The organism is Halopenitus sp. POP-27, from assembly GCF_029889855.1.
Lineage (GTDB): Archaea > Halobacteriota > Halobacteria > Halobacteriales > Haloferacaceae > Halopenitus > Halopenitus malekzadehii.
Genome location: NZ_JARANU010000013.1, coordinates 1 through 12,593, shown reverse-complemented (window position 1 = coordinate 12,593; position 12,593 = coordinate 1). Strand labels below are relative to the sequence as shown.

The 12,593-nt window shown below is 66.8% G+C and carries 8 protein-coding genes and 1 pseudogene; 4 read left to right on the top strand and 5 right to left on the bottom strand.

From position 1 onward, the window contains the following. The first annotated feature begins 23 nt into the window (after window positions 1-23). Window positions 24-3,638, top strand: coding sequence for a ribonucleotide reductase N-terminal alpha domain-containing protein (locus OQF70_RS09115; RefSeq protein ID WP_280537147.1), 3,615 nt, complete (start codon window positions 24-26; stop codon window positions 3,636-3,638). 75 nt (window positions 3,639-3,713) lie between these two features. On the opposite strand, the gene OQF70_RS09110 is transcribed toward OQF70_RS09115, so the two are convergent. The 5 genes and pseudogenes from OQF70_RS09110 to crtI all read right to left on the bottom strand — a co-directional run bounded on the left by OQF70_RS09110 (window position 3,714) and on the right by crtI (window position 8,527). After that, window positions 3,714-4,700 carry a phytoene/squalene synthase family protein gene (locus OQF70_RS09110; protein ID WP_280537146.1) on the bottom strand — a complete coding sequence of 329 codons (987 nt, stop codon included), beginning with the start codon at window positions 4,698-4,700 and terminating at the stop codon, window positions 3,714-3,716. A gap of 166 nt (window positions 4,701-4,866) precedes the next feature. Further along, on the bottom strand, window positions 4,867-4,956 hold the full coding sequence (locus tag OQF70_RS13405; RefSeq protein ID WP_303651068.1) for an HVO_2523 family zinc finger protein: 90 nt from the start codon (window positions 4,954-4,956) through the stop codon (window positions 4,867-4,869). Between the two features lie 247 nt (window positions 4,957-5,203). Continuing rightward, a pseudogene (gene cruF, locus OQF70_RS09100) lies at window positions 5,204-6,022 on the bottom strand (bisanhydrobacterioruberin hydratase); the annotation flags it as partial. A 28-nt stretch (window positions 6,023-6,050) separates the two neighbouring features. After that, complete coding sequence (locus OQF70_RS09095; RefSeq protein WP_280537144.1) at window positions 6,051-7,034, bottom strand: prenyltransferase; 984 nt, start codon at window positions 7,032-7,034, stop codon at window positions 6,051-6,053. Further along, window positions 7,031-8,527: a phytoene desaturase family protein gene (gene crtI, locus OQF70_RS09090; protein ID WP_280537143.1), complete on the bottom strand. Its 1,497-nt coding sequence runs from the start codon at window positions 8,525-8,527 to the stop codon at window positions 7,031-7,033. The genes OQF70_RS09095 and crtI overlap by 4 nt, the downstream gene beginning before the upstream one ends. A 163-nt stretch (window positions 8,528-8,690) precedes the next feature. Here crtI and OQF70_RS09085 point away from each other — a divergent pair, with 163 nt between their 5' ends. From OQF70_RS09085 to OQF70_RS09075, 3 genes are all read left to right on the top strand, one after another. Beyond that, the gene (locus tag OQF70_RS09085) at window positions 8,691-10,040 is read left to right on the top strand and encodes a sodium-dependent transporter (protein ID WP_280537142.1); all 1,350 of its coding nucleotides are present in this window, start codon (window positions 8,691-8,693) and stop codon (window positions 10,038-10,040) included. 80 nt (window positions 10,041-10,120) lie between these two features. Next, a complete protein-coding gene (locus tag OQF70_RS09080) occupies window positions 10,121-11,530 on the top strand; it encodes a sodium-dependent transporter (RefSeq protein WP_280537141.1) in 1,410 nt (469 codons plus the stop codon). Window positions 11,531-11,599: 69 nt separating this feature from the next. Continuing rightward, entirely contained in the window at window positions 11,600-12,538 is a 939-nt protein-coding gene (locus OQF70_RS09075; protein WP_280537140.1) for a hypothetical protein, read from the top strand. Window positions 12,539-12,593: the final 55 nt, after the last annotated feature.

Here is a 12,593-nt window from a genome sequence, read left to right as displayed (position 1 = left end):
GATCGAGGGGGCGTCATCCCGCGATGAGCGGGAGCGATCTCTCCGCCGACGAACTCGAACTGCCGATCAAACGAACCACTGGCGAGACGCTCGAGGACCGGCTGACGGCCAACGCCTACCACAACATCCTGCCGGCCCGCTACCTCCGGAAGGACGCCGACGGGAACCAGATCGAGACCCAGGAGGAGCTGTTCGTCCGCGTCGCGAAGAACGTCGCGCTCGCGGAGGCGGTCTATGAAGCCGAAAAGCAGGACGTCGAGATCACGGTCACGCCCGACCAGCTCAAGCCCGACCACCCGCGCCGCGACGAGCTCGCGAGCGAGGTCTTCGGCGCCGGCGTCACCGCGGACGACGACGTCGAGACGACCCTGACCGCACACAACGTCAACAAGTTCTCCTACGAGACGATCGTTCCCGAGCTTCCAGAAAGCGTTCGTGAACACGTCGAGGAGACGGCCTCGACGTTCCGCGAGGGAATGGAGTCGCTCTCCTTCATGCCGAACTCGCCGACGCTGATGAACGCCGGCGACGAGCTCCAGCAGCTGTCGGCCTGTTTCGTCGACTCCCCCGACGACGACATCACCGACATCCACCAGACCGCCAAGGAGGCCGCCGAGGTGTTCCAAAGCGGCGGCGGAATGGGCTACGCCTTCTGGCGATTACGCCCTTACGGCGACGCCGTCGGCTCCACGGGCGGGATCGCCTCCGGGCCGATCACCTTTATGCGGACCTACGACCAGATGTGCGAGACGATCGCCCAGGGCGGCGCGCGACGCGGCGCCCAGATGGGCGTGATGCGCGTCTCCCACCCCGACGTCATCCAGTTCATCCACGCGAAGAACAAGGACGTCTCGCTGGCCCACTCCCTGCGTCTCAACGACCCCGACGACTACACACACACCTCCTTCAAGGACGCCCTCGATGAAGCCCGCGAGCTGATCGACGACGAGGGTCGCGTCCCCAAACACCTCCGGAACGCCGTCGAAGGCCACCTCTCGAACTTCAACATCTCCGTCGGCGTCACCGACGACTTCATGGAGGCGCTGTACAACGACGAGGAGTTCACCTTCACGAACCCCCGCACCGAGGAACCCCACATCGCCACCGCCGAGACGAAGGAGCTCTACGACATGTTCGACCTCGGCCACCACGTCGAGGTCGGCGAGGAGCTGTCGATCCCGGCCGACGAACTCTGGGACCATATGGTCCAGGGCGCTCACGAGAACGGCGAACCGGGCGTCATCTACCTCGAACGGGTGAACAAGGAGCACTCCTTCGACGTCGAGGAGCATCCCGACCACCGTATCCTCGCAACAAACCCGTGTCTGACCGGAGAGATGGAGGTCCGCCTCGCGGACGAAACGACACGGCCGATTCGCGAACTGGCTGATCGCGACGATCGTGTGGAGGTTCAGACGATCGACGATGACGAGGTCGTCACGCGTTCAGCGACGGCCTTCAAAACGAAGCAGGATGCGGATGTCGTTCGAGTCTCGACCGAATCCGAGCTTTCAGTCCGCGTCACTCCGGATCACGAGATCCGTACTGCGGACGGTGACTGGGTCGAAGCGGACTCCCTTTCAGCCGGTGATGAGGTCGTGGGGCTGTCGAAGCCACTCGCGACGCCTCACGGCACCGAACACGAAACGACCACCGAAACGATCGCTGCGGTCGTTCCCGATGGAAGCGAGGACGTGTATGATCTCTCCGTCGAGGGAACACACAACTTCTTTGCGAGCGCAGCGGGCGAGGAATGTCTCAACGTCCACAACTGCGGCGAGCAGCCGCTCGAGGAGTACGAGGCCTGTAACCTCGGCCACATCAACCTCTCGACGCTCGCCGATCTGGACGCGCCCGACTGGCGCGTTTGGAGCGAGGAGCACGCCGACGAGTACGACTCGACGGCGGCGGCCGTCGACGCCTTCCTCGAGGAGGCGATCGACTTCGAGGCGTTCGACGAGCGCATCGACTACGGCACGCGCTTCCTCGAGAACGTGGTCACGATGTCGGACTTCCCGGTCCCGGAGATCGAACAGAAGGTCCGGGACATGCGCAAGATCGGCCTCGGCGTGATGGGGCTGGCCCAGCTGTACATCCAGCTCGGCGTCCGGTACGGCTCCGAGACGGGCAACGAGATCGCGGGCCAGCTGATGACCCACATCAACCACGTCTCCAAGCAGGCCTCCCACGAACTCGCCGAGGAGCGCGGCTCCTTCAACGACTGGGCGGACTCGAAGTACGCGGACCCGACGGAGTACCGCGAGTGGTTCGAACACCACACGGGCGAGGACGCCGACGAGTGGGCGGACGGGTACCCGATCCGGAACCACAACACGACGACGATCGCGCCGACGGGAACGACGTCGATGATCGGCAACACGACCGGTGGCTGTGAGCCGATCTACAACGTCGCCTTCTACAAGAACGTCTCCGACGACGTCCAGGGCGACGAGATGCTCGTCGAGTTCGACGACTACTTCCTGCGAACGCTTGAGGCCAACGACGTCGACGTCGAGGCGGTCAAACGCGAGGCCCAGGAGCAGATGTCGAACAACGAGTTCGACGGCGTCGAGGGGCTCGACACCGTTCCCAACCCCATCGGCGAGCTGTTCGTCGTCACCGGCGACCTCTCGGGCAAACAGCACGCGGCGGTCCAGTGTGCCTGCCAGCGCGGGGTCGACTCGGCCATCTCGAAGACCTGTAACTTCCCCAACTCGGCGTCGCCCGAGGACATGGACGAGGTGTACCGATACATCTACGACCACGGCGGCAAGGGCGTCACCGTCTACCGCGACGGCACGCGCTCGAAGCAGGTGCTGACGACCCGTGCGAAGAACGCGGAGTTCGCGGACGAGTCCGAGGCGGCCGAGACGATCGTCGAACAGATCGAGGAGGTCTTCGGCGGCGTCGAGGCGTTCCTCGACAACGAGGACGTCCGGGCGCAGATCGACGCGGAGATCGACGGCCTGCTCGAGGCCAGCGAGCGACCGACGGTCAACTACGCGGAGACGCGTCCCCGTCCCGACTCGCTCAACGGCGTCACCCAGCGGGTGGAAACCGGCTACGGCAAGCTCTACGTGACCATCAACGAGGACGAGAACGGCGGGCCCTTCGAGCTGTTCGCCAACATCGGCCACTCGGGCGGCTACACGAACTCCTTCACGGAGGCGCTCGCGAAGGTCATCTCGACGGCGCTCCGCTCGGGGGTCGACCCGGTCGAGATCGTCGACGAGCTGCAGGGCACGCGCAGCCCGAAGGTCGCCTGGGACAAAGGCGAGCAGATCCAGTCCATCCCGGACGCGATCGGAACGGCGCTGCGTCGCTACCTCGACGACGAGATCGACAAGGGGATCCCCCAGCAGCAGTCGCTGAGCGAACTCGAGGAGGACGGCGCAGAGGACGTGCCGGCAACCGGCGCGGAACAGACAGACGGCGGCGGGGTTGCTGCCGACGCGGCGGCCGGCGAGGCCGGTCCGGCGCCGGGTACCGGCAGCGACGTCGCCGAGCCCGAGCAGGACGCCACGCAGGACCTGATCGCGGCCGGCGAGTCGCCGGAGTGTCCCGAGTGTGGCGGTCTCAGCCTCTACTTCTCGGAGGGCTGTAAGACGTGCGAGTCCTGCGGCTGGTCCGAGTGCTGAACCGGTAACGGTACCCTGACGTTCGGGTTCGCGTTCGTGCGGTCTTTGCGTTTTTGCGGTTTTGCAGCCGGGTTCTCACCGCGAGAGGTACGACATCAGCTGACAGTCCCGCCAGCTGTGCGTGTGTGTGGTTCGCGCCGGCGCCTCGACGTCGAAGGAATCGATCGCCGCATAAAAGACGGTCTCCGGGTCGTCGTACCGCCGGAAGAGCCACCAGGTGCGCGCGAGCAGTCGGAGCCGCCGCGCGATCGAGAGCTCGGGAGTTTGCGAGAGCGTATCATAGTCGAGATCCCGGATCAGTCGGTGGTGATCGGCGTACAATACCGCCGCGAGCAGGACCGCGAGCTGGCAGTCCGCGGGCAGGTACCGGATCCCCGCCACACCCTCAGCGTAGAGATCCTCGGTGCGGGCCAGTTCCGCCCGGATCGCGGCGGCGACCGACTCGTCAAAGTGCCGCTCACGGATCTGATCGACCGAGGCGCCGTGTTCGCGCAGCGTTTCGGCGGGCAGGTAGACGCGGTCGCGCTCGCGGACGTCCTCGCCGACGTCGCGCAGGAAGTTGGTCATCTGGAACGCCTCGCCGAGCGTCGTGGCGTGTGGAAGCGCCCGTTCCGGGTCCTCGACGTCCATCACTGCGGTCATCATCCGACCGACCGCCGCCGCCGACCCGTCCATGTACGCCTCGAGGTCGGCGTACGTCTCGTACCGCGATCGGTCGACGTCGCTGGCCATCGCCTCGAGGAACACCGCCACGTCCGTCCGGGCGATTCCGGTCTCGGTCCTGAGGTCACGGAACGCGGCGAGCACCTCGTCGTCCGGATCCTCACCCGGGGGCTCCTCACCGAGGACGATCCGTCGGATCCGTTCGATCTCGGCCCGTTGTTCGGCCGGCGGAGCGGTGTCGGCCGCGTCGACGATCTCGTCGGCGACGCGGAAGAAGCCGTAGAGGACGTAGGTGGGGTACCGGATCCGCTCCGGCAGGAGGCGCGTGGCGACGTGGAAGGTCGCCCCCGTTTGCCGCTGGATCCGCTTGCCGCGGGCGACCCGGTCGTCGTCGATCATCGGACCACCCGTGACGCGTCACGATCGGCCGTGATCGATCGATCGGACGTGAATGTGCGGGTTCCCATACCATCGGATCACACGGGACGTAGACCCATAATTGTTCGTGCGGTTTCGCTCGACGACGCCGGCGTCGACGGCCCGATCGTCGTCCGGTTCGACCTGCTCAATAGAACGTATCGCTACAGTCGTAGACCACGCCGTGAGTCGGACAGACGTACTTGCAGTGGCGGTGCTGCATCGGTCGCGCACACAGCGGACAGGGTCGTCCGCCGGCGTCGGTGGGCGTCGCCTCCGGGTCTGTCGCCTCGGAGTCGGCCGCCTCGGAGTCGGTCGTTCCCGTGTCGGTTGCCCGTGCCGACCCGTCACCCTGCCGTGACATACCCTCGAAGAGGTACCGATCGACCTTAACTCCGATCGGTTTCGGGATCTCGACTCGGGTCGTCGGACGCCGGTGCTCGCGGGGCGTCGGCGCGACCCCACGTCCCGCGGTGGCGGGGATCGAAGACGCGGGCGTCGAACCGGTCGGCACGAACGAGCCCGACACCGAAGACCACGGCGACGGCGGCCGGCAGAAGGGCCCCGAACCAGAGGCTGATCCCGCCCCAGAGGATCACGAAGCTCACCATATCGTCGAGCATGAACGGGCACGACTCGAGCCGGTCGAGCAGTCGCCGCCGGTCGAAGGCCCGATCGAGCGCGACGACGGCAACGGTCGCCGAGAGCACCCAGCCGCGGTAGTTCGAGAGCGGAACGTCGTAGAAGGCGCCGCCGGCGTCGTAGCGCCAGAACCCGAGCGCGACCGCGCCGGGATCCAACACGACGTCCATCGCGATCACGGCCGCGATCACGGCCAGCAGGCGGACGATCGCGGTCTCCGCGCGCGTACCCAGCAACAACAGACACAGCAGGTACGCGTTCACCACGAGCGGGATGAAAAAGACCGGGAGCGCCAGCGGGACGCCGCCGAGCATCGGGCCCAGATCGATCCCGTAGGTGAACGCGCCGTAGGGCCACCCAGTCGCCACGCCGATCGCTTCGATCACGTAGGTGTAGGCGACGAGCGCGCCGATCCAGGCCGCCGCCCGCCGATCGACCAGCGGCAACACCCCGGCGACGAGCGGCGAGCGCATCACCACGACCCCCATCAACAGGAACCACGGGTTGAACGCCAGCGGCTCGGGAAGCCACTCCGCCGCGCTCGCGACCAGCGAGACCGCGCCGACGATCGGGAACACCACCGCGATCGTGAACCGATTCTCCGCAACGAGCCGGTCGAAGGCGACCTCGACGTCCGCACGCGTTCGCGGGAGTCGATGCAGTGCGCTTCCGAGCGGTCCGCCCCCGTCTTCACGCGACACCAACGATCACCCCAACGAGGGACCACACCTCGATCAGCAGTCCCGCTTCGGCCGGACGGACGATCCTGGTCAGGCCGCCGATCGTGAGAGCCGTCCCGACGACGGTGTTGAGCGCCGGGAACCACCAGTAGGCCCGCTCGACCGCCACGTCGGTCGCTGCGACGACGGCGACGAAGATCGGGTAGACGCCCAGCAACGCTCCGAGCCGGGGATCGAGGATCGCGAACACGACCACGGCGATCGCCCACCAGCCGGCACAGTACCCGTAGGCGCGCCGCGCTCCGAGGACGGTCGCAGTCGTCCGGATCCCTGCCTGTCGGTCGGGTTCGATGTCGGGGATCGCCGAGAACGTGTGCATCGCCATCGCCCACGTCCAGGCGCCGAGGAGGGCAGCGACCGGCGGATGGATCCCCGAGAGGGCAGCGTAGGCGGCCGCGCCCGGGAGAACGTACAGGCCGTTCGAGACGGAATCGAGAAGCGGCGTCGTCTTCAACCGGGTCGGCGGCGCGCTGTAGCCCACCGCAAGCAGGAGGAAGCCGCCGAGGTACGGCCACGCGATCGGCGGCGTCACGGCCAGCGTCACGAGGCTCAGAAGGCCGGCCGCCACGATCGCGGCGGTGACGACGCGGTCGCCGCGCCACCGTGACTCGCGTCCGTCCTCGGCCGCCTTCTTCGGGTTCTCGGCGTCGATGTCGGCGTCGAACAGGTCGTTGACGCCGTACAGGAGGACGTTGGCGGGCACGAGGAAGTAGCCGAACAGGACGAGTGCCGCCGGGCCGAACAGTTCCGGAACGGCGTCGGCACCGTACGCGACGCCCACGATGACCGGCCCGGCCAGATAGAACCAGAACCGGGGCCGTGACAGCACCAGCAGGTATCGGAGCCGGCCGCGAACCGTCGGGACGGGAGCCTGGCTCGCGGCGTCGGCTCCGCCGTCGCGCTCGGTCGACTCGGTCGGCTCGATCGACGTCACGATCCCGTCATGTACTCCGCGGTCAGTTGGCCGCTGATGAGACACATCGGGACGCCGATTCCCGGGGTGGTGTACGAGCCGGTGAAGTAGAGCCCGTCGACCGTCTCGGAGACGTGCGGCGGCCGCAGCAGCGACGTCTGCCGGAGCGTGTGTGCAAGCCCGAGCGCGGAGCCCCGGTAGCTGTTGTAGCGGTCGGCGAACTCGCTCACCGAGAACGTCTCCTCGAGGACGATCCGGTCGCGCAGGTCGGTTCCGGTGTGCTCGGCGATGTCCTCGAGGATCAGGTCGCGGTACCACGACCGTGTCTCCGCGTCGTCGTCGAGGCCGGGCGCGATCGGCACGAGGGCAAAGAGGTTGCTGTGGCCCGCCGGCGCCACCGTGTCGTCGGTCTTCGACGGGACACAGAGGTAGTAGGCAGGGTCTTCGGGCCACGCGGGGTCCGCGAAGATCTGGTCGAAGTGTTGCTCCCACTCCGTGGGGAGCACGAGCGTGTGGTGGGCCAGCTCGGGGACCTCACCCTCGACGCCGAGGTAGATCAGGAACGCCGAGGGCGCGTAGGTCCGCGATTCCCAGTACTCGTCGGTGTACTGCCGCTTCTTCGGCGGGAGGAGGTCCCGTTCGGTGTGGGCGTAATCAGCGTCCGAGACGACCAGGTCGGCGAGATACCGCTCGCCGTTTTCGGCGTCGACCGCGAACCCCCCGCGACGACCCTCGATCGCGGTGGCTTCGGCGTCGGTGACGTACTCGACGCCCAGCTCCGCCCCGAGATCGACGACGGCGTCGACGACCGCGCCGATCCCGCCGTCGGGATAGTGGACGCCCATGTTGAAATCGACGTGGCTCATCAGGTTGTACAGCCCCGGCGTGTTCCGCGGCGATCCGCCGAGAAACACCAGCGAATACTGCATCAGCTGTTGCAGCTTCGGATGGTCGAAATAGCCCTCGACGTGGTCCTGCATCGAGCCGAGCAGCGAGAGCCCGTGGGCGTGTCGGAGGACGTCGCGATCGACGTAGTCCCGGAGTCGTGGCCGGTCCTCGTAGACGAAGTGTTCCATCCCGACCTCGTAGGTGTATTCCGCCTCCGCGAGATATCGTTCCAGGGCGTCCCCGGCGCCCGGCTCATAGGATTCGAACAGCTTCCTGTTCGTCTCGAGGTCGGGGACGACGTCGACCTGATCGCCGTCCTTCCAGAAGACGCGATAGTGCGGATCGAGCTGGGAGATCGAGTAGTAATCGGACGGCGATCGACCGAAATGCCCGAAGAAGCGCTCGAACACGTCGGGCATCAGGTACCACGACGGCCCCATATCGAACCGGAACCCGTCGGTCTCGAGTCGGCTCGCTCGCCCGCCGAGCTGCTCGTTCTTCTCGAGAAGGGTCACCTCGGCGCCCGCATCGGCCAGGTAACACGCCGTCGAGAGCCCGCCGAACCCGCCGCCGATGACGACGACCGACTCGCCCGAAAGCGACCCGATCTCCGGATCCACATCCATAGCGATCGTACGTGCGTCCGGGGTATAAAGGTCGTCCAGGAACGCGTCGACGGCGCGTCGTTCCGGGGTCGGATCGAGCGCGTCATCGGTTCGTTCCGGGGTCGGACCGGTCGGATCCGGAACCACAGGGGTTATCGGGTACAACGGTGAAACGAGCCGATACATGGCTCAACGAGAAACCTGGGCGACCCGTGTCGGGTTCATCCTCGCGGCGATCGGTAGCGCGGTCGGACTCGGGAACCTCTGGCAGTTCCCGTTCAAGACGGCGACGAACGGCGGCGCGGCCTTCGTCGTCTTCTACCTCGCTGCCGTCTTCCTGATCGGCTTCCCGGCGATGCTTTCGGAGTTCGTACTCGGTCGCCGGACGAAACGCAACGCGATCGACGCCTTCGGCCGGCTTGGCTCCGGTCCGTGGCGGATCGCCGGTGCACTCGCGGTGGTAACCGGCTTCTGGATCCTCTCGTACTACAACGTCGTCGGCGGATGGGTCCTGCGGTACATCCTCGGGAGCGTGAACGGCGCGTACTTCGCGAACCCCGGCGAGTACTTCGCCGCCGTCTCCGCCGGTCCGGGGGCGGTCCTCGCACAGGCGGTCTTCCTCGCGATCGTCGTCGGTATCGTGGCGCTCGGGATCGAGGACGGCATCGAGAAGGCGACCAAGGTGATGGTGCCCAGCATCGTGATCCTGATGGTCGCGCTGGCTATCTGGGTGGCGACGCTGCCGGGTTCCGGCGAGGGCTACGCCTTCTTCCTCTCGCCGGACCTCTCGACGATGATCGAGAACGCCGGCACCATCATCCCGTTCGCGGTCGGGCAGGCGTTCTTCACCCTCTCGCTCGGGATGGCGATCATGATCACCTACTCCTCGTACGTGGGGCGTGACGACAACCTGATCCTCGACGGCGGCTCCGTGGTCATCACGAACACCCTCGTCGGGATCCTCGCCGGACTGGTCGTCTTCCCGATCCTGTTGACGATCGGCGCCGGGGCGGACATCACCACCGACACCGGCGGCGCCGGCGCGCTGTTCGTCGCGACCGCAGCCGGCTTCGGGTCGGTCCCGTTCGGCCGGCTCTTCGGCGTCGTCTTCTTCGGCGTCGTGTTCATCGCGGCGCTCTCCTCGGCGATCAGCCTGCTCGAGGTGACCGTCTCGTACGCCAACGACAACTACGACGTGCCGCGGCCGATGCTGTCGATCGCCATCGGGGTCGCCCTCTTCCTGCTCGGGGTGCCCTCCGCGTGGGACACCGCCTGGTTGACCTGGTTCGACAACATCGCCTATCAGGCGCTGCTCCCGCTGTCCGTGCTGCTTACGGTCCTGTTCGTCGGGTGGGTCATCGGCCGGGAGTCCGTCGAGGAGCTGCTCTCGGGCGCCGAGGGATACGCGACGTTCGGTACCGTCTGGCTATGGACCATCCGCCTCGTGGTCGTCGGCGGCGTGCTGCTCACGCTCGCGCTCGGCATCAACGAGCTGTTCCTCGTCGAGGACGCCGCGTTCTTCGCGCCGTTCTGAGCGTCGGCGTCCGTCGCACCGCCGCCCGCCGTCGATGCGTCTCGTCAGCCTTTTTCGCGCCGGTCCCCGAGCGAACGACGATGACGAGATCCACGTGGCGGACCCGGATCGGCTTCATTCTCGCCGCCGTCGGGAGCGCGGTCGGGATCGGGAACATCTGGCGGTTCCCGTGGTTGACCGCCGAGAACGGCGGGGCGGCGTTTTTGACGCTGTATCTCGTGTTGGTCGTCGGCGTCGGCGTTCCGGGTCTCATCGGCGAGTTCGTGATCGGCCGTCGAAGCAACCGCAATCCGGTCGGGGCCTTCGACGAATTGGCCGGACGGTGGTACCGCCCACTCGGCGCGATCGCGTTGATCGCGTGTCTGGTGATCCTCTCGTTTTACTCGGTCGTCGGCGGGTGGATCCTGCGGTACACGTTCGCGAGCACCACCGGTGCCTACTTCGCGGCGCCCCAGCAGTACTTCGCCGCGATCGATTACGGGCTCGGCGCGGTCGGGTTCCACGTCCTCTTTCTGGCGGCGACGGTCGCCATCGTCTACCTCGGCGTCGAACGGGGGATCGAGCTGTCGACGACGGTGATGGTGCCGGGGATCGTCGTCCTCTTCGGCGGGCTCGCCGTCTGGGTCTCGACGCTGCCGGGGGCCGGCGGCGGCTACGACTTCTACCTCTCTCTGGACGTCTCGTACCTTCGTGAGAACTTCTTCAGCGTCCTGCCGGCCGCCGCCGGACAGGCGCTTTTTACCCTCTCGGTCGGGGCCGGCACGATGCTCACCTACTCGTCGTACCTCGGCGAGGACCGATCGCTTGCCGCCGACGGCACCCTGATCGCGGTTCTCAACACCGCCATCGGCGTGCTTGCCGGGCTGGTCATCTTCCCGCTGCTGTTCTCGCTTGGCGTCTCACCCGGACAGGGCGGTCCCGGTGCCCTGTTCGTGAGTCTCGCGGGTGCCTTCGCCGAACTTCCCTACAGCCGTCTCGTCGGCGTCGTCTTCTTCGGCGTCGTTCTGCTGGCAGCGCTGTCCTCGGCGATCAGCATCCTCGAGGTCCTCGTCGCCTATCTCGTCGACGAACACGACCTCTCACGCGGCCGAGCGACCCTCGGGACGGGCGGAATCTTCCTCGTCACCGGGACGGTCGCCGCGCTCTCGCCGTCCGTCTTCGGGCTGCTCGCCGACACGCTCTCGAACGTCGTGCTCACCGCCGGCCTGATCGGTTTCCTGCTGTTCGACGGCTGGGTGCTCGGTCGGCTCGCCCGTGAGGAGTTCTCGCGTGGGGCCGGGCCGATCGCCCGGATCCTCGAGGCACCGTGGTACTACGCGATCGCGGTCGTTCTGCCGGTCTTTCTCGCGTTCACGCTCGTGACGAGCGTCGCGGGGATCGTCGGGATCGACGTCTCGACCGCGCTGGCGGCGGCGGTTGCCCTGACCGGCATCACCGCGGTGGTTCTCGTGTTCCGCCGTCACGGGATCCCGGTCGAACGCTCCGTCTGAAACACCTCTATCGGCCGGAGTACCTCTCAAAGGGTACAATTATACTGATCCGTGTCGTATATACCTCACGTGCGTGCACAGTCGTCGGCGATCGGCGCGATCATGATTCTGGGGGTAGTCATTGCCCTCACAACGACGGTCGGAGTCGCCGGCCTCGCCGCCGTGACCGACGACGCCCCGGGGAGCACCGGGGCGACCATCGTCGAGACCGACGTGACCGAATCGGCCGTTTCCGTGACTCACGGTGGCGGCGACGCGCTTGCCGCCGATTCGGTCTCGATACGGATCGAACACGACGACCAGGTCGACCGCTATCGGCTGGACGGGACCGACGGTCCGGGCACCGTCACCCCGATCACCGGGACGTGGCGCCCCGGCGACGAGTGGCGACTCACGTCTCCGCCGTACGACGACGGGGACACCGTCGTCGTTTCGGTCGTCCACGACGCCTCGGGTGAGGTGCTCGACCGGACCACCCGCGACCTCGCCGCCACGAACGATGCCGGTGACGGTGACGACACCGATGACGGCGACGGTGACGATACCGATGACGGCGATGCCGATGACGGCGATGGTGGGACGGACGACGGCGATGCTGATGATGACGAGGAGGAGCCCACCGCACCGACCCTCGAGTTTGCCTCGATCGACGGGCTCGAGGACGCCGACACGGACCACGAGTACGAACCCACCGTCACGGTCGCCGAAACCGCGGGCGTGACCGCCGAGAACGTGACCGTGACGCTCACGGTCGAGGCCGACGACGGCGTCGAGGAGACGATCGACGTCGGGACCGTCTCCGGGGACGGGACCGCGACGGTCACCTTCGAGGACGTCGGCGACTTCGACGCGGGGCGCTACGAGTGGACCCTGACCGTCGAGTCCGACACGACCGACTCGACGGCGGAGACTGAGTCTGGAAATATCAACGTCACAGAGGACGATGATGACGACGATGATGACGACGATGATGACGACGATGATGACGACGAGAATAAACTAGAATAGGAAGAGCAGAAAGACGACGATGTAGAAGAAGATGAGGACGACGTGTGGGACGCGG

Coding starts and splice junctions, on each gene's coding strand:
- OQF70_RS09115 (WP_280537147.1), top strand. CDS start 24: ATGAGCGGGAGCGATCTCTCCGCCGACGAACTCGAACTGCCGATCAAA.
- OQF70_RS09110 (WP_280537146.1), bottom strand. CDS start 4,700: ATGATCGACGACGACCGGGTCGCCCGCGGCAAGCGGATCCAGCGGCAA.
- crtI (WP_280537143.1), bottom strand. CDS start 8,527: ATGGATGTGGATCCGGAGATCGGGTCGCTTTCGGGCGAGTCGGTCGTC.
- OQF70_RS09085 (WP_280537142.1), top strand. CDS start 8,691: ATGGCTCAACGAGAAACCTGGGCGACCCGTGTCGGGTTCATCCTCGCG.
- OQF70_RS09080 (WP_280537141.1), top strand. CDS start 10,121: ATGACGAGATCCACGTGGCGGACCCGGATCGGCTTCATTCTCGCCGCC.